This window comes from Nocardia sp. NPDC050713 (assembly GCF_040654315.1).
Taxonomy (GTDB): Bacteria; Actinomycetota; Actinomycetes; order Mycobacteriales; family Mycobacteriaceae; genus Nocardia.
In genome coordinates, this window is record NZ_JBFAHS010000003.1 from 258,295 (window position 1) to 279,081 (window position 20,787).

Consider the following 20,787-nt stretch of genomic DNA (forward strand, 5'->3'; position numbering starts at 1 on the left):
ACATGCGCATGGAGCAGATGTACCAGGAAGTGATCCTGGACCACTACAAGCACCCGCACCACCGCGGGCTGCGGGAACCGTACGGCGCCGAGGTGCACCACGTGAACCCGACCTGCGGTGACGAGGTGACCCTGCGCGTCCAGCTGGACGACAACGGCGATGTCGCCGACGTCTCCTACGACGGCCAGGGCTGTTCGATCAGCCAAGCCGCCACCTCGATCCTCACCGATCAGGTCATCGGGTTGCCGGTGCAGCAGGCGCTGAAGGTCGTCGACGCCTACAACGAGATGATCTCCAGCCGCGGCACGGTCGAGGGCGACGAGGACATGATCGGCGACGGCATCGCGCTGGCCGGTGTGTCCAAGTACCCGGCGCGGGTCAAATGCGCACTGCTGGGCTGGATGGCGTTCAAGGACGCCGTGGTCCGGATAACCTCCGCGGAAGAGACCAAGCGCACGATGGGCAGCGCCCTGCCGAAGAATGGGGAACGTCATGAGTGAGTCGACGCCGACGACGGAAACGGCCGAGCAGGTCGAACTCTCGGCCGAGGAGATCAAGCACCTCGAGGACATCGAGGAGGCCATGCGCGACGTCGTCGACCCCGAGCTGGGCATCAACGTCGTCGATCTCGGCCTGGTCTACGGCATCAAGGTCGAGAACGAGGTCGCCAAGCTGGACATGACGCTGACCTCGGCGGCGTGCCCGCTCACCGATGTCATCGAGGACCAGTCCCGCAACGCCCTGGTGCGCAGTGGTCTGGTCGAGGATCTCGAGATCAACTGGGTCTGGATGCCGCCGTGGGGGCCGGACAAGATCACCGAGGACGGCCGCGAACAACTGCGCGCCCTCGGTTTCACCGTATAACGCTCTTCGATATCGGGCCCGGATCGCGATGATCCGGGCCCGATTCGTTTCTAGCCCCGAGAAGGGTCGACTTTCGAACTTCCATGCCGTCGGCAATGATTGCGGGGGCTCCGATTCCGGGGCCGATCCGAACAGGAAGATAAATCGATGAGATTGATGGGTAAGGTCGGCTTCGCCGTCGCGGTGAGCAGCCTTGCGGTGGGGTCGGTGCTGGGTGCCGGTTCCGCGAACGCGGCGAGCTTGCACGCGGCGATCGCGGTGAACCCCAACACGTTGGTGTACGGGTTGAGTGTCAACGCGGCGAGCACCGCCGACGCCGACGCCGCGGCGATCGCCGACTGCGGCACGGACGGTTGCGAGGTGGCTGCCTCGTGGGCGAACGGCTGCGGTGTGCTGATGGAGAGCAACGACGCCGCCGTCGTGGCGACCGGCGCGACCAGGGCGGATGCCGAGCGCGCCGGCTACCAGAAGATCGCGGAGGTCACTCCGACGGCGTTTCTGGCCAACGTCGGCTCCGCCAATCTGAGCGGCGTGCGGATCGTCGAGGTCGTCTGCACGGCGAACGCGCGCTGATTCGCTTCGCCCGTGATCGTCCCCGACGTCCAGATCTGCTGGGGCCGTTGACGTTCGCGATCCGCTGAATATCTGGACAAACCGGGCACGCTCGGCAAGGATCTCCCCGTTATCGCTTCTGAAACGGGGAGATCCTGTTGTCTGTGCTGCGCAAGTCGGCTCTTGCCGTCGCCGTGTCCTCCACCGCCGCCCTCGGGGTCGTCGCCGCCGGTGCGGCCGAGGCGGCGCCCAAGCTCTACGGAACGCTGGCGTTCTCGCCGAGCACCGGCCGGGTGGTTGCCGCGATGGACCATCCCAGCCGCGTGCAGGCCGACGCCGCGGCCATCCGCGAGTGCAACGTCTACGACTGCGACCTGGTGCTGAACGTCGTCGACGGCTGCGGCGCCATCGCCCGCGGCGCCGACGGCCGGTTCGACTGGGCCGCCGCGGGTTCCCGCGAGGAGGCCGAGCGGATCGCGGTGACCTCGCTCGGCCAGAGCGCGCCGCCCTTCCCCGATCTCGGCAGCGCGTCCCCGCGGGCCGCGCAGGTTGCGGTGTCGGCCTGCACGAAGAATGTCGGCTGAGAGCGGTTCACATCGCTCGCGCGGCGCGGGACGTTCTCGAAATGAAATACTCACAGCGAGGGAACAATTCGTAGCCGAGCGCGCCACGACCGCGTTCCCGCGGCAAATTTGGACATTTACGAATTCGTGGACAATGATCTGACCCGAATCGTTTCTGAAACGGGGAGGAAATTCAATGTCGTTGTCGCGCAGTATCTTCGTGGGCGCGATCGCCGCGGGCGCGGTGGTCGCCGGTGCGGGGCCCGCCGCTGCCGAGCAGGCCGAGCCGTGGGAGACCCGGATCGGTGATCTCTACGGTGCCATGGCCATTTCGCGCAGCACCGGTGCGGTGTCCTACGCGGTGAACTACAACAGCCTCGCCGCGGCCGACGCCAACGCGATCGATGAGTGCGGCGCCCGCGACTGCCAGGTCGTCGTGCACTTCCGCAACGCCTGCGGCGCGGTGGCGCAGGGCGCCGACGGTCGCGTCGGCTGGGCCTGGGACCACACCAAGAGCGGCGCCGAGCGCGCGGCGATCCAGGTGCTCGGCCTCAGCGCGCCGCCGTTCCCGGACCTCGGCAGTGCCTCGCCACGCCCGGCGAGCACGGTGCTCTCCGCCTGCACATCCAACGTCGGCTGAGGTCCGCTGCCCGCTTTGTGGCGAAATCTCCGGGATGTCGGTTGCCGAATCGTGATCTTGTTGACGATTATGGAGTGGTGCAGCTATCCGACGGCGTGATCGCGCTGCGACCGATCACGGTGGCCGATGCCGAGGCGCATCTGGCCGCCGCGGAGCCCGAGCGGGTCCGCGGGCTCGACGGCGGTCCCGGCACGCTCGAGAGCGTGACGGCCCACTTCGAGAAGTGCGTGGCGGACTGGGCCGCGGAGGGACCCGAGCGGATGTTCGCGATCACGGCGGAGAACGGGGCGGCCCTCGTCGGCACCCTGGATATCCGGACCGATCGGATCTACTTGGCGGCGGGCCAGGCCGACCTGTGGTTCGACATCTACCCGGCCTGGCGCGGCCGCCGTCTGGCCACCAGGGCGGTCATCCTCGGTTGCCGGTACCTGGCCAGCACAGGTCTGGCCGACGAGGTGGTGCTGCGGATCGATCCCACGCACGCCGCCTCGGTCGGCGTGGCCCGCCGGGCCAGGTTCCACTACCTGCGCAGCAGCGACGAACCCGGCGTCGGCCCGCTCGACTGGTACATCCAGGCCCTCTGACCGGTTACCTGCGCAGCACCTTGCGCGCCAGCCAGTTGCCGAGGAACTGGATGCCCTGCACGCCCGCGATGATGATCAGGGTGGCGACCAGGGTGACCTGCCAGTCGAAGCGCTGGTACCCGTACACCAGGGCGAAATCGCCGAGCCCGCCGCCGCCCACGATGCCCGCCATCGCGGACATGTCGACGATCGCGATCACCACGAAGGTGTAGCCGAGAATCAGCGGACCGAGCGCCTCCGGGACGAGCAGCGTCAGAATGATCCGCAATGGTCCCGCCCCGACCGCCCGCGCCGCCTCGATCACGCCGGGATCGACGGTGACCAGGTTCTGTTCCACGATCCGGGCGATCCCGAACGAGGCCGCCACGATCATCACGAAGGCGGCCGCCTCGGTGCCGATCGTGGTGCCGACCACCTCCAGCGTCACCGGCCCCAGCGCGGCGAGCAGGATGAGGAACGGGATCGGCCGCACGATGTTGACCACCACGTTGAGCAACACGTTGACCGGCGCGTTGGCCAGCAGTCCGCCCTTGCGCGTGGTGTACAGGGCGGTGCCGAGAAAGAGCCCGATCAGCCCGCCCACCACGAAAGTGATCAGCACGAGGTAGACGGTGGTGCCGATCGCCTCGGTCAGCACCGGCCGCAGGCGCTCCCAATCCGTGTGCACGGTCCGCTCACCTCCGTTCCAGTTCGTCGATCACCTTCGCCACCGCGTCGTCCGGCCCGTGCAGGGCCAGCGTGACGCTGCCGAAGGTCTTGTCCTGCAGCGTGCTCACCCCGCCGTACACGACCTCGAACCGCACGTCGGCGTGCGCCGCGCCGGTCAGTGCCGCGCCGAGGCCGCGCTCGTCGTCGACGTCGACGGTGACCAGGGTGCCGCCGTGGCGTTCGCGCAGCCGGGCCAGTTCGCCGGAATCGGGCCGGTTGTGCAGCACGGTGCCGACGAACGACTTGGTAGGCGTGGCTCGCGGCGCCGCGAAAACATCGAAGGTCTCGGCCAATTCGACGATCCGGCCCTCGGCGAGCACCGCGACCCGGTCGGCCACCGCGCGGATGACATCCATCTCGTGGGTGATCACCACGATGGTGACGCCGAGTTCGCGATTGACCTTCTTCAGCAGGCGCAGCACCTCGCCGGTGGTCTCCGGGTCCAGCGCCGAGGTGGCCTCGTCGGCCAGCAGCAGCGCGGGCGAAGTCGCCAACGCCCGCGCGATGCCGACCCGCTGCTTCTGCCCGCCCGAGAGCTGGTCCGGATAGCTGCGCGCCTTCTCCGAAAGGCCGACGAACTCGAGCAGTTCGGCGACGCGCGCCTTGCGCTCGGCCCGCCGCCACCCGGCGATCTTCAGCGGGTACTCGACGTTGCCCGCGACCGTGCGCGAGCGGAACAGGTTGAACTGCTGGAACACCATGCCGATATCGCGCCGGATCCGCCGGACCCGGGCTTCCGGTACATCGGTGATCGGTGTGCCGGAAACCAGGACGGTGCCGCTCGTCGGCTTCTCCAGCGCGTTGATCAGACGCACCAGCGTGCTCTTGCCCGCGCCGGAATAGCCGATGACGCCGAAGATCTCGCCACGCTCGATCCGCAGATCTATGCCGTCGAGTGCGACATGGCGGTCGGCGCCCTTACCGAAAACCTTGGCGACGCCGCGGAATTCGACTGCGGCCGCGCGCTCGTCTGGCTCGGTCGCCGAACTCACTTGCCGTCGCGGATGGTCTGCTGCACCCGCTGCAGGATCTGTTCCAGCTCCGGTGCGGGGCGGGTCACCTCGACCGCGGTGTTCTTGGTCGACTCCGCGTGCGCCGCTTGCACTTCCGGGTCCTTCCAGACGTCGACCACCTGCTTGTAGAGCGGGTTGTTTTTGTCCTCGGCCCTGGTGACGATGACATTGATGTACGGCTCGGCCGCCGGATTCTTCGGATCGTCCTTGTATAGCGCCGAATTCGGGTCGATGCCGGAGCGCTCCAGGAAAGTGTTGTTGATGACCGAGCCATCCGTCGAGGCCAGCGACAGCGCCGTCTGCGCCGCGTCGACCGGCGTCACGGTGACCTTGGACGCGGCCTTGTCGATGTCGGCGGGGGAGGGCTGGCGGCTGTCGCCGGACAGCTTCAGCAGTCCGGCGGCCTGCAGCACGAACAGCGCCCTGGCCTGATTGGTCGGGTCGTTCGGGATGGCGATCTGGCCGCCCTGCGGGATGTCGGCCAGCGATCGGTGCTTCTTCGAGTACAGACCGAGCGGCACGATGTAGGTGGAGCCGATCGGGGTCAGCGTGTCGTTGTTGGACACGTTGTACTGGCCGAGGAACTGCAGGTGCTGAAACAGGTTGACATCGATCTGCCCCTGCGCGAGCGCGAGATTCGGCTGCTGGTAGTCGGAGAAGTTGGTGATCCGCAGGGTGATGCCCTGGTCTTTCGCCTTGCGCTCGAAGACGTCCCAGACCTGATCCCGGTCGGTGGTGCCGATGCGCACCACTGTCCCGGAGGACGCGTCGTCGGTGCCGCACGCCGTCAGGGTGAGGGCCGCGGTGGCTACCAGGACCGGGATCGCCAGTACCCGATGGAATTTCACTCGTGCTCCCGAATGCTCGTCGCAAGGTGGCGGGGCAGCGCGTCGTCGCCGTCCCGCCTTTTCTGAACCCGGCAATCCAAGCGGCGCGGCACGGTGACCGACAAGGATTTCGCTAGTGGTGAGCGGAACCCTCGCGCAAAGTTGGACAGTCGTCTAGTTTGACTGTCAACCGAACCTCGCGCGTCGGGTGCGGGCGGCGGACCGCCGTGAGGGGGCGGTCCGCATCGGCCGCGGGACCGGTGACGTGCTGTGTTTGCCCGGGGACTCGTCGGGTAGGCGGTCGGGGAAGCGCACCGGGGATTCCGGCTCTCGACCCGCAGACCGCTCGAAGGGACGTCCCATGCACTACGTCGACACGGCCAAGGGGCAACTGACCGAACTCGTCGAGAAATTCCTCGAATCCGCCAGCCGGACCGGACCCAGCCGGACGGTGACGATCTCCCGGTCGCGGGCCGAGGTCGAACGGTTCTGCCGCGACGCGGACAACCTGTCCCGGGTGCTCGGCGATCTCGGCGACGTCCGCGCGACCGGCCCCGCCGCCTACGAATGGACGCTGCTGCGCGGTGACGACGAGGCGCTGACCTGGCAGACCACACTGGTGACCGAGGCGGACGGCCTGCGTTTCGTCGGCGCCGCCCCCGACGGCTCCGCTCGCGAGCGTGGACCCGAGATCGGCTTGTTCTTCGCCGACGCGCCGCACGGCCTGGGCACCGAGGTGACGATGCGCGCGTCGGCGCCGGTCCCCGGTTTCCTGATCGGACCCGCGGCGTTCAAGGCGCTCTACCGTGCGCGCGCACTGCTGCAAACCGGTGAGCTGCCCACCCTCGAACACAACCCCAGCGCTCGCTGACCGAGGAGACGACATGCGCGCACTCTGCTGGAACGGCGTCGACGACCTGGCGGTGGAGACCGTCGACGAGCCGAGGCTGGTCAATCCGCACGACGCCATCGTGCGAGTCCGGTTGACCACCACCTGCGGTTCGGACCTGCACTTCATCGACGGCTACCTGCCGGGCATGCGCGAAGGCGATGTGTTCGGTCACGAGTTCATGGGCGAGATCGTGGAGGTCGGCAAGGAGGTCGTCGCGCGTTCGGTCGGCGAGCGGGTCGTCGTACCGTCCTTCATCGGCTGCGGCTCGTGCTGGTACTGCGACAACGACCTCTACTCGCTGTGCGACACGACGAACCCGAACGCCGAGCTGCAACAGCCGATCTTCGGCTATCCGACCGGCGGCATCTACGGGTACACCCACCCGTTCGGCGGCTATCAGGGCTCGCACGCGCAGTACATCCGGGTGCCGTTCGCCGACGTCAACTGTTTCACCGTCCCCTTCGGGGTGACCGACGAGCAGGCGCTGTTCCTGTCCGACGCGGTGCCCACCGGGTTCATGGGCGCCGACTTCTGCGACATCTCGCCCGGCGACACGGTCGCGGTCTGGGGGAGCGGCGGCGTCGGGCTGATGGCCGCGCACAGCGCCCGGCTGCTCGGTGCGGAGCGCGTCATCGTCATCGATCGGCTCCCCGAACGGCTCACCCTGGCGCGCGAGAACATCGGCGCGGAGACCATCGACTACACGGCGGTGGGCAGCGTGCTCGACGCGCTGCGCGAAGGCACCGGCGGGCGAGGACCGGACGCCTGCATCGACGCCGTCGGGATGGAAGGGCACGGCACGGGTCTGCAACAGATCTACGACCGCGCCAAACAACTGCTGCGCATGGAGACCGATCGCGCGACGCCGCTGCGCGAGGCGATCCTCGCCTGCCGCAAGGGCGGGACCGTCGCCGTGCTCGGCGTCTACGGCCTCACCGACAAGTTCCCGATGGGCGCCGTGACCAACAAGAACCTGACCATCCGCACTGCGCAGCAGCACGGGCAGCGGTACGTGCCGCGATTGCTCGACTACGTTCAGCGCGGAGAACTCGACCCGACATATCTCATCACCCACGACATGCCGCTCGAGGATGCGGTGACCGGATACGACCTGTTCAAGAACAAGCGGGACGGCTGTGTCCGAGCGGTCTTCCGTCCGTGAGTTCGGCACGCCGGCACGTTGTCACACCGGTGGTCCGGCGGACGAGTAGAAATCGAGCCTCGGGCAGGAAATAGCCCCCTGGTTGCCGCACGCGAGTAGCTCGCCGCGTGCATTCAGCCGTGAAAGAGCGCATTCTGTGTTATGGGTCGGGTGCTCGTAGTCATGACGTACTTCGGAACGGGAACTACGCATCATGTCCACGCCACAGGGACAAAAAGCGCTGGGTAATGGATCGTACTCGGCAGCATACGAGCGTGCGCGGCGACAGCCGGCCGGTTGTGCCACGCTGTCCCATCGGGACCGGCACGGGGGCTGGCGTGAGATTCCACTCGATCACGGCGCGACCCGGATGACGATCGGGCGGTCGGACGCCGCGGACATCATCGTGGCGGCCGACGCGACGGTTTCGCGCCTGCACGCCATCATCGAGCGAGTGGGCGGCTGCTGGGTCGTGATCGACAACGGTCTGTCGATGAACGGGACTTTCGTCAACGGCGAGCGCGTCGGCGGATTTCGGAAGCTCGAGTCCGGCGATTCGGTGCGCCTCGGGAAATCGGTGTTCGTCTTCACCGACGGCCAACCGTCCGACGACGGGAAAACGGTCGTCCAGATGCGGCTGCCGACCCGGAATGCACTGACCGAGGCACAGTATTCGATTCTGGCGGCGCTGTGTCGCCCATATGATTCCGAGACCGCGTTCACCTACCCCGCGTCGAACTGTCAGATCGCCCAGGATCTGTGTCTCAGCGTCGCCACGGTGAAAACCCATATGCGAGCGCTGTTCAAGATATTCGACGTCGAAGCCCTGCCGCCGAATCAGAAACGGGTGTTCCTTGTCGAACGTGCCATCGAGAGTGGCGTGATCGACTATCACGATCGGTAGGGCCGCGGAGTACCGGCGCCGCGTGCGCAGCGGCGACTCCTTTCGGCGCGGTGGACCTCAGATCGGGTCGAAGCCCGCGCCGACGCCACCGCGTGCGTCGATATCGGCGATGATGGCGGCCATGTTCCCGCCCAGCTGCGGTCCGAGGCACGGCACGTACAGGTAGCCGTTGACCATGCCGACCAGCGTTGTCCCGACCACGATCGGCCCGCCGGAGTCGCCGGGCAGGACGCAGATCTGGGTCCAAGCCCAGTTGTTGGTCTCGAACACGTCGCCGTAGGCCAGACCGCAGGTCTGGCCCGTGGTGTAGCCCTGCTTACAGGCGATTTCCGGGAACCGCACCGGCCCGCCCACCGCGGTGATCGTCGTATTTCCCACGCGATTCACGGGGACGACTCGGTCCGGATCGAACTCGATGACGGCGTAGTCCATATCCGGGTTCGTGAAGGCGAAGGTGCCGACTTCGCCGGCGTCACGGTTGGCCTCGGCGGTGATCGAGGTACCCGCCGCATCGCAGTGACCCGCGGTGAGACCGACCAGCCGACCCGCGGCGTCGTGCCCGATCGTGGTGAGCGTGCAGACGCCCTGGTCGCCGACGACGATGCCGGAGCCGCCGCCGAGCACCGCCGGGGCCGCGGCATGCGCGATGCCTGCTTGCGCCCCGGCCGGCAGCACGCCTGCCGCGAGTGCGAAGACGGCCACTGCGAGTTTCCTGAACATAGTCCATCCCATCGCTGGGGCCGCGATGCTCCCGTGCGGCGCTATTGACGTTGGCACCTCCTCGAGCACTACTGCTACAAGTCACCACACCACAGGAGTGTGTGACGCGCGGCGTTTTCGGCATTGTCGCGTTGCGATTACGTCATGCGAGGCAGATGCCCGTACCGAACGGGAAGATCGGCGGTACGAAGCAGACCCACCACAGGAATGGGTTCCACCACAGCAAAGCCGGCTCGACCTCAGCGGGAACTTGGTCGGAGGCGGGCGCCACCTGAACGGGCACAGGGGGTTCGACGGCCGGGGCCGAGGTCGCAACGCCTGAGCCGAGGGCGATCATAGGTGCGATCGCTACCGCTGCGACGGCTGCGCGCATTTTGGTTGATTTCATGATCTTTCCTTCAACTGAGCGCTTTTCGGGACACCCGGAAGGCGTCCCGGAATGACACCACCAACTCTTCTCGCAGACCGCGCGGAAGATCTTCCACCTGCGGGTTGGAAATGCTCAGACCTCGGGTTGGAGTGCGCGTCGCTGTTCGGAAACGGCTACGCCCTGTTCGTCACCGAACGGGGTGGTCGCGTCCGAGCGGTCTTCCGGCTGTGTGCGGGAGCGGGGGAGGGGAACGCCTGGGTCTGATGGGTGGGGTGCCCGAGTCGGGGTCGCGCGCGAGCGGGCGCGAGCGGCGGGCTGTCTCCGGTTCGGCGCGTGCGAAGTCCCTCGGCGAGTTCGGCGGCGACCGCATCGGCCGGGTGACGCGGTGCCCAGCCGAGTTCCCGGCGCGCCTTGGCCGTGTCGATCAGGCACGCCCTGTCGGCGAGCTCGAGCCAGCCCGGATGCAGCGGCTGTACGCCGAGTCGCCAGCTCGCCCACGCCGCGGCGGTCAGCGCGGGCAGCGGCACCGGAAGGCGAAATCCGCCGAAGGTGGCGGCCAGTTCGGCGGTTGTCAGCACCGGCTCGGCGGCCAGGTTGTACGGGCCGCTCGCCTGCCGGGTCAGGATCAGCCGGAGTGCCGCGGCGACGTCTTCGCTGTGTACGAGCTGCAACCGCAGGTCCTTCCACAGCGGGATCGGTAGCCAGCGGTGACCGATCAGGATGCGCGGCAGCCACGGACTCGACGCCCAGTCGGCGAGTTCGGCGGCCGCGGCGGCCTGCGTCACGCCGCACGGCCGGATCCGCGCGACCCGCACGCCGGGGTGCTCCACCGCGAAACCGTCGAGCAGCGCTTCGAGCACCGCTTTGCCCCGGCTGTAGGCGCTGCCGGGAACCCCGCTCGACGGCCACGCCTCGTCGACCCGCTGCCAGCGCGGCGCGGGCGCGTACGCCGCGACCGAGGACGCGCACGTCAGATGCCGCACGCCGCAGTCCGCAACGGCCCGTAGCACATTCGCGCTACCGGCCAGATTCGTCCGCTCCATCAGCGGCTCCCCGCTACGTGGATGGATCGCCCACGCCAGATGCACCACCGCGTCCGCGTCCGCGAACGCCTCGCGCAGCACCCCGACGGCCCCCGGCGCACCGATATCGCACCGCACCCAGCGGGCCCGCGCGTACGGTCCGCGCTCCGCGGGCGGTCGGCGAACGACACCGACGATCTCCCAGTCCTCGGCGCGCAGCGCCCGCAGCAACGCGGTCCCCACATTGCCGCTGGCCCCGGTGACGACAACCTTCACCAGCCGCGTCCTTCGAAGCTTCGTCCGGACATGCCCCCGCCATACCCGCAACCGCACGAGTCACACGATCGGCTCCGCGTCGACGGTGTCGCGGACCTCGGTCCGAGTCACGCGGAACTTTTTCGGGTGGAGTGTCCGAGAAATTCCGCCTCGAGCTGGGTCCACTTCTGGCTGTTCCTCTTCACCGCTGGAATCGGGAACATCGCCTACGCCTGGTATGCGATGGATTGGAACCGCAAGCGGGGACTGTAGCCATCAGCACCCGATCTGCGATAACGACCGGCGAGAGGTAGTCGCACAGGGCGGTGGAATCGAATTCCGCTGTTTCGCGGACCTTACCCGCGAGGTGAGCCAGGTCGGCGATGTCGAGGAACTGGTCGACGTGGGTGAGGATTAGGATCCTGCGGCATGGCCCGCGGACGATCCACCGGCATCGAAACCCGGCCAGCCACAACGAGATTGCCCGACGTGCCCGCTTGGAGAACGCATTGAACAGCCCGTACTCACCGGTCGACGAGCTCAACCTGCTGATGGAATTGCAGGACAGGATCGGTTACGAGAATTACGCCGACGGGTTCGGTCTCACGGACTTCGGTGACATCTCGGGCCTGGTGGCGGGCTGGTCGAAAGATCCGGAGTTCACCGACCGGCTGATTCCGTTCGCGCAGGCCAACGGTTCCGGTTCGTTCTACGCGCTGTGGCGCCTCGACGACCGGGCCGATCTGGCGACGCTGCCGGTAGTCGTCTTCGGAGACGAGGGCGGTCAGCACGTCGTCGCTCGCCACGTGCGGGAGTTGTTCCAACTCCTCGGCTTCGACTCGGAGATCCGAGTCGACTGGAAAGAGGTGTACTTCTATCGCGAGGAGGACGAGGCGCACCGCGATTGCCACGACGAGTTCGTGGCGTGGCTCGACGAGAACTTCGGCCTGCCCCCGGCGGAGGACCCGGCAGCCGTACTCGCAGCGGCGCAAGCGGAGCTGGGGGAGCGGTTCACCGACTGGGCGAAGCCGTTCCTCTCCTGAATCCTTCCTGGCCCCTGAGTGCTTGCGGCCGAAGGGCATTCGCGACGCTCCTGGACACCGTACGATTCGTCGAGGACTCCCGCTGAGCAGATCGGTAGCACCACAATGATTCTCGCGACCGCCATCGACGTTCTGGCGCAAGTCGGCAACCCCACTCCGGAGCCGCCGCCCGATTCGGACAGATACCTGCAACTCGTCCGGTATCTGATCTGGTTCGCCATCCTCGGCGCGGTCGCGCTGGTGGTGATCGGTATTCCGCTGATCGTCGTGTTGGTGACCCGCCGGTCCAACCGTCGCGCACCGGGTGGGCCGGGGGCGGGCCCGGGCTACGGCGGCCCGCACCAGCCGGGGCCGGGCGGTCCCGGCGGCAGTGGTCCGGCGGGTGGTGGATACGACGGCTACGGTGGCGGTGGTCCGAGGGTCTGAGCGCCAGCCGTCGTCGACCCTTCGAGAACGGTGCGACCAGCCCACCGCGATGTCCGACAGCGGTAGCCGGTCACGCCATCGCCGAACCGGTCGGCGGCCCGGCCGTGATGGCGACGGCGGATTCATGTCTCGAGCGCCTGTTCTGTAGTTTTACGGGGCAGCGGTTGGGCGTGACGGCCGAGGCGCACATATTCGGCCGGTCGGTCGCAATAGGGAGGAATTTCGAAACATGGCGCGCACCAAGGAATTCGACCCAGACGTCGTCTTGGACCTCGCCATGGATCTGTTCTGGCAGCGCGGGTTCGAAGCGACCTCGATGTCCGATCTGGTCGAGCATCTCGGCATAGGCAAGGCCAGTATCTACGCTGCCTTCGGCTGCAAGCGCTCACTGTTCATCAAGGCGCTGCAACGCTACCTGCAACTCGCCGACGAGCGGCTCACCGGCGCGCTCTCGCGACCGGGCCCGGCCGTACCCGCCCTTCGAGCGCTCATCGCTCACTTCGTCGCCGAAGCCCGCGACGAACACCGCTACCTGGGCTGCCTGGTGTCCAATACCGCCGTCGAACTCGCCGACCGAGACCCCGAAATCGCCGCGCTGATCGAATCGGGTTGGGCAAGCTGGGAAGATACGTTCACTTCGGCGTTCACGCGCGCCCATGCGCAGGGCGAACTGGCCGCCGACCGCGATCCACGTGCGCTGGGCCGTTTCCTGCTGGTCTTCCTCCAAGGCGTCTGGGTCTTCGAACGCACCCCCAACGCCGCCACCCGCCTGCAAGAGGCCAGCGAAATGGCCGCGGCGTACCTGTTCGATCACCCCGCACCAGCTCCACTGGCCCCGCACTAGCTCCATCGGCTCGGAGCGGAGCCGTCGCACCTTTCGAGTCCCGCGACGTGGAGCCAAACATCCCATCAATCAGCTGACCGCGGGAAATCCCGGTCGAACCCGGGTCGACGGCTCGGCGCCGTCGCGTCCGCATATTCGCGGCGATCGTGGGTAGGCGGCAACTGATCAGCGATTCGCGAGACCCGAGGAGGTGATCGCGATGCCCGGTATGTGCGAGCGGATGATGGACATGTTCATGGGTCTGCTCAACATGCTTCCCGGCATGCCGATGATGATGTGATCACTGGAAAAGTCGGCCTCCAGGGCGGATCAGCACCCTGGAGGTCGTTGCCCGACCGAATGCCCGATTCCCAAGTCGACAATCCCTTCCCGACTCACCTCGAGGAGCACATCATGGGTATCGCAGCACTGATCACCTGGCTGTTGACCGCAGGCGGCGGCGCGGTCCTGCTCGGCACCTGGATCGCCAAGGGCGGCGCGCGACAGCCAACCGCCAGCCATCTGCCGCCGCCGGTCGTTTTCGGTCACTTCCTGCTAGCCGCGGCTGGCCTCGTCGTCTGGATCATCTACCTGGTAGTGGACTCGACGGCGCTGGCCTGGATCGCGTTCGCCCTGCTGGTGCCCGTCGCCGCCCTCGGATTCGCCATGCTGTTGCGCTGGCTGCCGGTCTATCGCTCCCGCACCGCCGCCGCGGCCGAGGTCATCGACTCCGCTCCGCCGGAACGCCACTTCCCGGTCCCGATCGTGGCCGCGCACGGGGTACTGGCCGTCACCACGGTCGTCTTGGTCCTGCTCACCGCCCTGGGTGTCGGCTAGACATGAGTCGCGCCGCCCTCCGCTACCTGGCCAGCGCATCGTCGGGCTGTCCGAACTCGCCCGCGTCGTCGAGCACTTCTCCCGCGGCCCGCAGGTTCCTTCCGCTGGCGCCACGATCGCTCCCGACTCGCGCCGACCACGGCCGAGGTGCCGCGCGGGTGCGTCCCAGCGGCGCCGTCCATCGACGGAGGCGGGGCGAATCCGCCGACCTGCGGGTGCGTTCATGACGGAGGGCAACCGATCGAGGAGTGGTTACCTCGCGAGCCTGGTGATGTACGCGCTCACCGTGATCGCGGTGGCGATCCTCGGCAGGCTCACCCACCGGAGACTTCCGGAGGCCATGAGTGTGCAGGACCTGGTGACGACCGCGTTCGCGGCCCACAAGCTCTCCCGAACCGTCACCAAAGACGCTGTCGTCGCACCGCTTCGGGCCCCGTTCACGCGCCCGGCCGGCAACGGCGGCCCCGGCGAGGTGATGGAGCGCCCCAAAGCCGAGGACGGCGTCGCGCGCGGCATCGGTCAGCTGCTGACGTGCCCGTTCTGCTTGGACGTCTGGGTGGTGACGGGCTTCACCGTCGGCCACGTCTTCGCGCCGCGCGCGACCCGAATGATCGGTGAATCCCTGGCCGTACTCGCCGGTGCCGACTTCCTGCACCTCGCGTACGCGACCGCCCAGCAGATCGCCGAGCAGTAGACGCTCGATGGGGTCCAGCGGCTCGGCCGCGGCCTGGCGCCGCGGTGCCTGCCTCGGCGCTACGGTCGGACCGCGACAGCGGACAAGCCTGCAAGCGGCAGACACGCGGTGACTCGCGGCGACGGCGGCGTGTGTCCATTACTGTCCCCAGGGCACCCCGGCCCCTCGAGGAAGCAGGTCGATGGACACCGTGCGAAGGCTGCTCGTCTGTCTGGTTTCGGTCGCGCTCGGTCTCGGCGTTGTGGGCGGACCCGCCGCCGCCGAGCCGGTGCCCGGTGCCGCGCGGAACCCGGTCCTGGTGATCGGCGGGTTCGACGCGAACGTCGGCAAGCTCGAGACCCTGCGGGCCTGGTTGGGCTCGCGCGGCTACACCGCGTACGCGATGGTGCTGCCGGGCACGCCCGCCGCGACCGCGCCGCTGGTCGACTCGGCGCGCGCCGTGGCGGACAAGGTCGCCGAGATTCGTCGCGAAACAGGTTCGGCGCGAGTGGATCTCGTCGGCCACTCGATGGGTGGTCTGGCCCAGCGTCACTACGTGAAGTTTCTCGATGGGCGCGCGGCGGTGGGCATCTACCTCGACTTCGGCACGCCGGAAAACGGCGTGGCTCTCGCGGTGCTGTGCGCACCGTTCTACCCGGGCTGCCGCGACCTGACCCCTGGTTCACCGTTCCTCACCGCGCTCAACGCCGCACCGGCGATTCCCCCCGACCTCCCCGCCTACCACCTGTTCTCCGAGGACGCGGGCGAGGAACGCGAACCGCTGCCCGGCGCGACGAACGCGAGCGTGCAATCGTTGTGCCCGGGCCGCCGGGTGACGCACGCCGACGAACCGATCGACGGCGCCTTTCAAGAGTTGATCGACAGCGCACTGCGCGGCGAACCCCTGGCCACCGGCTGTCCCTGAGCCGTCGAAAGATGTCCGAAGCCGCTTCTACAATCCCCGCGTGACGCTTACCCTCGCCGACCTCGTCGGCTACACCGATCGTGACCTCGACGCCGACCTGGCGCGGTGGTTTCCCGATGCGACTCCCGTCCAGGTGCCGGAGGAAACCCCGCCGGTGGCAAGGTTTCTCGCGCGCCTCGCGCCCACGGACGCCGCGGCGCTGGCTGCGCTCGACCGCCGGGTGCGCTCGGGCCGCTTGCCGCAGTTCTTGGACATCTTCTCCTGGTCCTACGGTTTCGACTTCGGCGGAAACGATTGCGGGCTCCTCGATTCGGACTACACCACCGAGCTCACCGACGACGACGTCTACTCGATCGGCGCGGACGGCGGCGGCAATCTGTACGTCGTGCTCACCAATGGTCAAGTGGCCGTGTGGTTTCACGAAGAGGAGGTGCTCGAAGGCGGCACCCGCTTCGACAACCTCGATGTCTTCCTCTGGTCGTTCGTGCGCTACCGCGCCGTACGCGCGGGGAAACTCGCGCTCTCGGCTGTGGAGGCGGACTTCGTGGCGCTCGGCCAGGACGGCGCGCTCGAGCCGAACCTCGGCCTGCTGAAATACATGAAGTAGGTACGCCCGTTTGTGCGCAACGACCCGGTGAATCTATAGTGGTCGCAATCCGATTGGTGCTCCCAAGAAGTACAGCCGCAGAACGGGAGACCACGCCTCGATGATCCAGGCGATGGAGTGGGCGGTGCTGTTTGCCCACCCATTTTTCTGGAGGAATCCCATGCATATCGGACTCGGATTGCCGATCTCCGACCCCGTTCTTCTGCTCGATTGGGCGCGGCGTGCCGACGCGGGGCCGTTCTCGACGCTCGGCTTGCTCGACCGCCTCGTCTACGACAATCCCGAACCGTTGGTCGCTTTGTCGGTCCTCGCCGGAGCGACCAGCCGCGTCAAGGTACAGACCGAGGTGCTGCTGGCCCCGCTGCGGGATACCGCGCTGCTCGCCAAACAGGTTGCGACACTGGACCGTATGTCCGGCGGCAGGCTGGTGCTCGGGCTCGGCGTCGGTGGACGCGCCGACGACCATCTCGCCACCGGCGTCGAGCTGCGCACCCGCGGCCGTCGGATGAACGAACAACTCGCGCACCTGCGCGGCCTGTGGTCGGGAGAGCCGTTCGGCGCGGAGTGCGGTCCGATCGGCCCGGCTCCGGTGCGGCCGGGAGGTCCGCCGATCCTGTTCGGCGGCTTCAAGCCCGCCGCCCTGGAACGCGTCGCGCGCTGGGGCGACGGTTTCCTTTCCGCGGTCCCGCCGAACTGGGCGGGCGGGTTGTTCGACTCCGTCCGCAAGTCCTGGCACGACCACGGACGCGACGGCGACCCGCGGCTCGTCGCGCAGGTCAACGTCGCCCTCGGTCCGCAGTCAGTCGTCGACGAAGCCCGCACGGCGATCGGCGCCTACTACGAGTTCAGCGGCTGGGCCGACAACATGGTCGCGGGTCTACGCGCCACTCCCGACGAGATCCGCGCGACCATAAGGCAATTCGCCGACCTCGGCGCCGACGAGGTGATGCTCTACTGCTACGGCTCCGATCCCGGACAGGTCGACCGCATCGCCGATGTGATCGGCTGATCGAGCACCCGGGCCCGTCGGCGGTATTGTCGACGGGCCCGGAACGCCGCCGCCGGTCCCGGCTCCGGGCGCGGCGCCGTCTGTCAGAACATGCTGTAGCCGCCGTCGATCAGCAGGGTGTCGCCGGTGTGGTAAGCGCTGGCCGGGCTCGCGAGATAGACCGCGACCGCCTCGAAGTCCTCGGGCGAGCCCCAGCGCCGCACGGGAATTCGCGGCTGAACGCGTTCCCTGAAGCGGTCCCAGGCGAAGATGTGCTCGGTCATCGGGGTATCGATCCAACCGGGAAGCACGGCGTTGGCGCGGATGCCGTGCTTGCCGAGTTCGACGGCGATCGAGTTGATCACCGCGATGATGCCTGCCTTGCTCGCGGCGTAGGACTGGCCGCGAGGCACGCCTTGCCTGGCCGCCAGGCTGGCGGTGGCGACGAGGCTGCCGCCCGTGCCCTGGGCGACCATCACCTTCGCGGCCTCGCGCAGGGTGACGAAGGCGCCGTCCAGGTTGACCGAGGTGACGCGGCGGAACTCCGCCAAACCGGTGTCCAGGAAAGGCGTCATACCTTGCGCCACACCGGCATTGACGAAGCAGGAGTCGATGCGCCCGAGTTCGGCGGCGGCGCGCGCGACGGTGTCCACGATCTGCTGCTCCTCGGCGACGTCGCAGACGAGGGGAAGCACGCGGCCGCCGAACTCGCGCAACTCGGCGGCGGCCGTGGCGTTGCGTTCGCCATCGCGACCGACGATGCAAACGTCGGCTCCCGCGCGGGCCAGGCCGCGGGCGAAACCGAGCCCGATCCCGGAGTTGCCGCCGGTGACGACGGCGACCTGGCCGCTGAGATCGAAGGGGGAGGCGTCGGTCATGCGTGGGTCCTTCCGTCGGCGACACTGCCTGTGCTCGAAGGTACCGGTGGCCGACGGGACGGTGACGGCCCCGACGCGGTGCCGGGGCCGTGCGGTCGGTCAGGCGCCTACCGACGTCAGCAGCATGTTCAATGCGTTCTGCATCTGGGCGCGCCAGGCGGGCCAGTCGTGGCCGTCACCCTCGACGTAGCGCTCGTCGACGGTGGCGCCGAGTTGCTGGAGGCGGTCTACGAAGCGGTAGTTCTGTTGATAGACCGCTTCTTCCACGCCGCCGCTGCGGCCGTAGGAGACGAAGAGGGGCTTGCCGGTGAGTTTCGCGGCTTGGCTGTAAGGGTTGTTCTGCTCCCAGATCGCACGCTGGGCGGGGATGTTGTAGTCACCCCAGACGCGTTTCCAGTCGGCGGCGCAGCCCTGGCCGGGCTTGTCCGGGTCGCCGGGGGCGCCGGAGGCGTGCAGCGGGTCGACGTTGCCGCTGAAGGAGGCCGCGGAGCGGAACATGCCCTGGTACTCGGCCGCGAACTTCATCGCGCCGAGGCCGCCCATGGAGTTGCCCGCGATGGCGCGGGTGGTGTTGGCCTTGTAGGTGGATTCCAGGATGGTGCGCACGTCTTCCAAAAGGTACTTCTCCCAGGCGGGAGCGCCCCAAGCGCCGTTGTTGTACCAGTCGGAATAGGCGCTGCACCAACTGGTTTCGGGCAGCACGAAGATGGCGTTGGCGTCCTCGGTGAGCGCTTCGAGATCACCCTTGTCGGTCCAGGACTTGTGGTCGTCGAAGCCGCCGTGCAGCACCCAGACCGTCGGCCAGGTGCGATTGGCGTCCTTGGACCAGCCGGGCGGCAGCAGCAAGCGGACGACCTTGACCGACCAGTCGGGGCCTTCCAGGTTCGGGGAGGAGATGCCGATGTCGAGGATGCGGTCGCTCACGCGCGCCTCCCAGCGCACGATGCCCGCCGCGGCGGCGGGCGTTCGAGGGACGAAAGTCGATGCGACACCAGCCAATACGGCGACGACCGCGAGCGCGATCCGGATCGGTCGAGACACAGGGGATCCTTTCGGTACGAGCTGTCGCAGAGGAAGGTAGTCGAGTACCCGGTTCTGCGAATAGCAGTGTTCGTGAAACTGTGAACACTCACCAGACGCGAATTCCTCTGGGGGCTCAGCGCGCCACGCTCGGATGCCGACGAGTCGTCGGCACAAGTTCGCAATCCTCGCGCTGAGCAGAAACGCGGCAGTTGATCGGCGTGTCCGGGGGTCGTGCCGTCGAGTCGCTGGTGCCGTTCACTGGGCAGACGCCCGGACGGCGTGGTAAACGATGTCCATGCGTGGCGCGAAAAGCACGAAGCCGCAACGGGTTCAGAAGCTGCCATTGGTCATTGCGGCTGCGAGCATTCTGTTGATCGGCGGCGCTGCTGCTGTCACGGTGGTGTCGGTGACTTATAGCACCCGCGCCTTCTGGACTATTGCGGCGCAACCGCTCGCAACCGTCTTTACCGGCGCCGGTGCGGTCACTGCCGCCTGTCTCATCTTGCTCAATGGCCACCTCGTCCGCAGACAGGAAGACAAGCATCATCGCGAGACGGCTGCACGCGAAGGAGAGATCGCGTTACGGGATCGCTATACATCGATCGCGGGCCAGCTTGCCGACAACAGTCCCGCCGTCCGCATGGCGGGTGTGTACGCCCTCGTTGCGCTGTCCGATGATTGGCATGCGTTCGGAAACGATCAGGAACGTCGCGTCTGCGTCGATCTGCTTCGTGCTTACATACGGGTTCCGATGCTCGAACCGGTCGATGCGCCGGACGGCCTCAGCGGTGCAGGAGAACGCGAAGTGCGTCAATCGATCGTGCGGTCGATCGCCTACCGCCGACAGCTCGCTCAGGATGACGATCGGTCATGGTCATCGATCAAGACAACCTTTTGGAGGTCGATTCTCCCGGGGTGCGCCCTGCAGGACTGCAAGATGCCTGGATGGCAGCTCACCGGAGCCGTTCTTACCGAGGCCAGTTTGGCTGGTGCAGACCTATCCGCAGCGATATTGCGCAGTGCTCGACTGGAACGGGCGGATCTCACAAAAGCGAATCTGCAGGGCGCCGACCTTCGAAACGTGGCGGCGGCTGGGTCGAATTTCGAAAAGACCGATCTGAGTGGTGCGGACCTGTCGGAGGCAGATCTGTCAGGTGCCAATCTGACCGAAGCTCGATTGAGCACTGCGGCTCTGCCTGCGGCCAGGTTGGCTGGCGCAGACCTGACGAGTGCGGATTTGTCCGGAGCAGATCTGCGAGGCGCCGACCTCGCTGGAGTGATCTACTCGGCGGACACTCGGTGGCCGGATGGGTTTCGTCCTCCGCCGGGCGGCAGCAGCGGTTCCCCTAGCTCGACCGAAACGACAGTTGGTAGACAGCCGTTTGCTTTCGGTGGGTTGGATCGAGTGTGGCAGCGTCTCGACCGCCGCTGATCGCGCGGGCGGCGTCGATCAGCGCCCCACCTTGGAGGTCGGAGCGGGAAAACATTCTTCGCCGAACACGCTGGAAA

At 67.5% G+C, this 20,787-nt stretch carries 26 protein-coding genes; 18 read left to right on the forward strand and 8 right to left on the reverse strand.

All coding sequences use genetic code 11. The features are described from left to right. The first annotated feature begins 2 nt into the window (after positions 1-2). From sufU to AB0H49_RS07700, 6 genes are all read left to right on the forward strand, one after another. Positions 3-500: a Fe-S cluster assembly sulfur transfer protein SufU gene (gene sufU, locus AB0H49_RS07675; RefSeq protein ID WP_357248463.1), complete on the forward strand. Its 498-nt coding sequence runs from the start codon at positions 3-5 to the stop codon at positions 498-500. Beyond that, on the forward strand, positions 493-864 hold the full coding sequence (locus AB0H49_RS07680; protein WP_355002290.1) for a metal-sulfur cluster assembly factor: 372 nt from the start codon (positions 493-495) through the stop codon (positions 862-864). The genes sufU and AB0H49_RS07680 overlap by 8 nt, the downstream gene beginning before the upstream one ends. Before the next feature lie 147 nt (positions 865-1,011). Beyond that, positions 1,012-1,437 (forward strand): DUF4189 domain-containing protein, encoded by a 426-nt coding sequence (locus tag AB0H49_RS07685; protein ID WP_357248466.1) that lies wholly within the window; start codon positions 1,012-1,014, stop codon positions 1,435-1,437. Positions 1,438-1,580: 143 nt separating this feature from the next. Further along, entirely contained in the window at positions 1,581-2,000 is a 420-nt protein-coding gene (locus AB0H49_RS07690; RefSeq protein WP_357249040.1) for a DUF4189 domain-containing protein, read from the forward strand. A gap of 175 nt (positions 2,001-2,175) precedes the next feature. Next, on the forward strand, positions 2,176-2,619 hold the full coding sequence (locus AB0H49_RS07695) for a DUF4189 domain-containing protein (protein WP_355002292.1): 444 nt from the start codon (positions 2,176-2,178) through the stop codon (positions 2,617-2,619). Positions 2,620-2,693: 74 nt separating this feature from the next. Beyond that, positions 2,694-3,203 (forward strand): GNAT family protein, encoded by a 510-nt coding sequence (locus tag AB0H49_RS07700; protein ID WP_355002293.1) that lies wholly within the window; start codon positions 2,694-2,696, stop codon positions 3,201-3,203. Between the two features lie 4 nt (positions 3,204-3,207). On the opposite strand, the gene AB0H49_RS07705 is transcribed toward AB0H49_RS07700, so the two are convergent. Genes AB0H49_RS07705 through AB0H49_RS07715 form a run of 3 tightly spaced genes read right to left on the reverse strand, consistent with a single transcriptional unit; the run spans position 3,208 to position 5,739 of the window. After that, the gene (locus tag AB0H49_RS07705; RefSeq protein ID WP_357248471.1) at positions 3,208-3,870 is read right to left on the reverse strand and encodes a methionine ABC transporter permease; all 663 of its coding nucleotides are present in this window, start codon (positions 3,868-3,870) and stop codon (positions 3,208-3,210) included. A 7-nt stretch (positions 3,871-3,877) separates the two neighbouring features. Then, the gene (locus AB0H49_RS07710) at positions 3,878-4,903 is read right to left on the reverse strand and encodes a methionine ABC transporter ATP-binding protein (protein WP_355002295.1); all 1,026 of its coding nucleotides are present in this window, start codon (positions 4,901-4,903) and stop codon (positions 3,878-3,880) included. Further along, positions 4,900-5,739: a MetQ/NlpA family ABC transporter substrate-binding protein gene (locus AB0H49_RS07715; RefSeq protein WP_357249043.1), complete on the reverse strand. Its 840-nt coding sequence runs from the start codon at positions 5,737-5,739 to the stop codon at positions 4,900-4,902. The genes AB0H49_RS07710 and AB0H49_RS07715 overlap by 4 nt, the downstream gene beginning before the upstream one ends. Before the next feature lie 373 nt (positions 5,740-6,112). On the opposite strand from AB0H49_RS07715, the gene AB0H49_RS07720 reads away from it, so the two are divergent. From AB0H49_RS07720 to AB0H49_RS07730, 3 genes are all read left to right on the forward strand, one after another. After that, on the forward strand, positions 6,113-6,622 hold the full coding sequence (locus AB0H49_RS07720; protein ID WP_357248476.1) for a hypothetical protein: 510 nt from the start codon (positions 6,113-6,115) through the stop codon (positions 6,620-6,622). A gap of 13 nt (positions 6,623-6,635) precedes the next feature. Then, the gene (locus AB0H49_RS07725) at positions 6,636-7,805 is read left to right on the forward strand and encodes a zinc-dependent alcohol dehydrogenase (RefSeq protein WP_355002297.1); all 1,170 of its coding nucleotides are present in this window, start codon (positions 6,636-6,638) and stop codon (positions 7,803-7,805) included. Positions 7,806-8,154: 349 nt separating this feature from the next. Continuing rightward, positions 8,155-8,688, forward strand: a complete 534-nt coding sequence (locus AB0H49_RS07730; protein ID WP_355002298.1) for an FHA domain-containing protein — start codon at positions 8,155-8,157, stop codon at positions 8,686-8,688. A 57-nt stretch (positions 8,689-8,745) separates the two neighbouring features. Here AB0H49_RS07730 and AB0H49_RS07735 read toward each other — a convergent pair whose 3' ends face one another. The 3 genes from AB0H49_RS07735 to AB0H49_RS07745 all read right to left on the reverse strand — a co-directional run bounded on the left by AB0H49_RS07735 (position 8,746) and on the right by AB0H49_RS07745 (position 11,076). Next, a complete protein-coding gene (locus AB0H49_RS07735) occupies positions 8,746-9,408 on the reverse strand; it encodes a S1 family peptidase (RefSeq protein ID WP_357248479.1) in 663 nt (220 codons plus the stop codon). A 142-nt stretch (positions 9,409-9,550) separates the two neighbouring features. Next, on the reverse strand, positions 9,551-9,796 hold the full coding sequence (locus AB0H49_RS07740; protein ID WP_355002300.1) for a hypothetical protein: 246 nt from the start codon (positions 9,794-9,796) through the stop codon (positions 9,551-9,553). A gap of 155 nt (positions 9,797-9,951) precedes the next feature. After that, on the reverse strand, positions 9,952-11,076 hold the full coding sequence (locus AB0H49_RS07745) for an NAD-dependent epimerase/dehydratase family protein (protein WP_357248483.1): 1,125 nt from the start codon (positions 11,074-11,076) through the stop codon (positions 9,952-9,954). A gap of 476 nt (positions 11,077-11,552) precedes the next feature. On the opposite strand from AB0H49_RS07745, the gene AB0H49_RS07750 reads away from it, so the two are divergent. From AB0H49_RS07750 to AB0H49_RS07785, 8 genes are all read left to right on the forward strand, one after another. After that, positions 11,553-12,098 (forward strand): hypothetical protein, encoded by a 546-nt coding sequence (locus AB0H49_RS07750; protein WP_357248486.1) that lies wholly within the window; start codon positions 11,553-11,555, stop codon positions 12,096-12,098. A gap of 105 nt (positions 12,099-12,203) precedes the next feature. Then, entirely contained in the window at positions 12,204-12,524 is a 321-nt protein-coding gene (locus tag AB0H49_RS07755; protein ID WP_357248489.1) for a hypothetical protein, read from the forward strand. Between the two features lie 229 nt (positions 12,525-12,753). Further along, on the forward strand, positions 12,754-13,368 hold the full coding sequence (locus AB0H49_RS07760) for a TetR family transcriptional regulator (RefSeq protein WP_355002306.1): 615 nt from the start codon (positions 12,754-12,756) through the stop codon (positions 13,366-13,368). 393 nt (positions 13,369-13,761) lie between these two features. After that, positions 13,762-14,184, forward strand: a complete 423-nt coding sequence (locus tag AB0H49_RS07765; protein WP_355002307.1) for a hypothetical protein — start codon at positions 13,762-13,764, stop codon at positions 14,182-14,184. Positions 14,185-14,407: 223 nt separating this feature from the next. Next, positions 14,408-14,878 (forward strand): DUF1360 domain-containing protein, encoded by a 471-nt coding sequence (locus tag AB0H49_RS07770; RefSeq protein WP_357248493.1) that lies wholly within the window; start codon positions 14,408-14,410, stop codon positions 14,876-14,878. Positions 14,879-15,059: 181 nt separating this feature from the next. Next, entirely contained in the window at positions 15,060-15,782 is a 723-nt protein-coding gene (locus AB0H49_RS07775) for an alpha/beta fold hydrolase (protein ID WP_357248495.1), read from the forward strand. Between the two features lie 40 nt (positions 15,783-15,822). Then, a complete protein-coding gene (locus AB0H49_RS07780; RefSeq protein WP_355002310.1) occupies positions 15,823-16,389 on the forward strand; it encodes a hypothetical protein in 567 nt (188 codons plus the stop codon). Positions 16,390-16,549: 160 nt separating this feature from the next. Further along, a complete protein-coding gene (locus AB0H49_RS07785; RefSeq protein WP_357248500.1) occupies positions 16,550-17,398 on the forward strand; it encodes an LLM class flavin-dependent oxidoreductase in 849 nt (282 codons plus the stop codon). Positions 17,399-17,481: 83 nt separating this feature from the next. On the opposite strand, the gene AB0H49_RS07790 is transcribed toward AB0H49_RS07785, so the two are convergent. Both AB0H49_RS07790 and AB0H49_RS07795 read right to left on the reverse strand, forming a co-directional pair. After that, the gene (locus AB0H49_RS07790; RefSeq protein ID WP_357248503.1) at positions 17,482-18,255 is read right to left on the reverse strand and encodes an SDR family NAD(P)-dependent oxidoreductase; all 774 of its coding nucleotides are present in this window, start codon (positions 18,253-18,255) and stop codon (positions 17,482-17,484) included. A gap of 99 nt (positions 18,256-18,354) precedes the next feature. After that, the gene (locus AB0H49_RS07795) at positions 18,355-19,296 is read right to left on the reverse strand and encodes an alpha/beta hydrolase family protein (protein WP_357248506.1); all 942 of its coding nucleotides are present in this window, start codon (positions 19,294-19,296) and stop codon (positions 18,355-18,357) included. A gap of 271 nt (positions 19,297-19,567) precedes the next feature. Here AB0H49_RS07795 and AB0H49_RS07800 point away from each other — a divergent pair, with 271 nt between their 5' ends. After that, positions 19,568-20,710: a pentapeptide repeat-containing protein gene (locus AB0H49_RS07800; protein WP_357248509.1), complete on the forward strand. Its 1,143-nt coding sequence runs from the start codon at positions 19,568-19,570 to the stop codon at positions 20,708-20,710. Positions 20,711-20,787: the final 77 nt, after the last annotated feature.

Excerpts from the sequence above, each read along its gene's own strand:
- sufU (WP_357248463.1), top strand. The coding sequence starts at position 3 with ATGCGCATGGAGCAGATGTACCAGGAAGTGATCCTGGACCACTACAAG.
- AB0H49_RS07680 (WP_355002290.1), top strand. The coding sequence starts at position 493 with ATGAGTGAGTCGACGCCGACGACGGAAACGGCCGAGCAGGTCGAACTC.
- AB0H49_RS07685 (WP_357248466.1), top strand. The coding sequence starts at position 1,012 with ATGAGATTGATGGGTAAGGTCGGCTTCGCCGTCGCGGTGAGCAGCCTT.
- AB0H49_RS07695 (WP_355002292.1), top strand. The coding sequence starts at position 2,176 with ATGTCGTTGTCGCGCAGTATCTTCGTGGGCGCGATCGCCGCGGGCGCG.
- AB0H49_RS07720 (WP_357248476.1), top strand. The coding sequence starts at position 6,113 with ATGCACTACGTCGACACGGCCAAGGGGCAACTGACCGAACTCGTCGAG.
- AB0H49_RS07725 (WP_355002297.1), top strand. The coding sequence starts at position 6,636 with ATGCGCGCACTCTGCTGGAACGGCGTCGACGACCTGGCGGTGGAGACC.
- AB0H49_RS07730 (WP_355002298.1), top strand. The coding sequence starts at position 8,155 with ATGACGATCGGGCGGTCGGACGCCGCGGACATCATCGTGGCGGCCGAC.
- AB0H49_RS07735 (WP_357248479.1), bottom strand. The coding sequence starts at position 9,408 with ATGTTCAGGAAACTCGCAGTGGCCGTCTTCGCACTCGCGGCAGGCGTG.
- AB0H49_RS07740 (WP_355002300.1), bottom strand. The coding sequence starts at position 9,796 with ATGAAATCAACCAAAATGCGCGCAGCCGTCGCAGCGGTAGCGATCGCA.
- AB0H49_RS07755 (WP_357248489.1), top strand. The coding sequence starts at position 12,204 with ATGATTCTCGCGACCGCCATCGACGTTCTGGCGCAAGTCGGCAACCCC.
- AB0H49_RS07760 (WP_355002306.1), top strand. The coding sequence starts at position 12,754 with ATGGCGCGCACCAAGGAATTCGACCCAGACGTCGTCTTGGACCTCGCC.
- AB0H49_RS07765 (WP_355002307.1), top strand. The coding sequence starts at position 13,762 with ATGGGTATCGCAGCACTGATCACCTGGCTGTTGACCGCAGGCGGCGGC.
- AB0H49_RS07770 (WP_357248493.1), top strand. The coding sequence starts at position 14,408 with ATGACGGAGGGCAACCGATCGAGGAGTGGTTACCTCGCGAGCCTGGTG.
- AB0H49_RS07775 (WP_357248495.1), top strand. The coding sequence starts at position 15,060 with ATGGACACCGTGCGAAGGCTGCTCGTCTGTCTGGTTTCGGTCGCGCTC.
- AB0H49_RS07785 (WP_357248500.1), top strand. The coding sequence starts at position 16,550 with ATGCATATCGGACTCGGATTGCCGATCTCCGACCCCGTTCTTCTGCTC.
- AB0H49_RS07790 (WP_357248503.1), bottom strand. The coding sequence starts at position 18,255 with ATGACCGACGCCTCCCCCTTCGATCTCAGCGGCCAGGTCGCCGTCGTC.
- AB0H49_RS07800 (WP_357248509.1), top strand. The coding sequence starts at position 19,568 with ATGTCCATGCGTGGCGCGAAAAGCACGAAGCCGCAACGGGTTCAGAAG.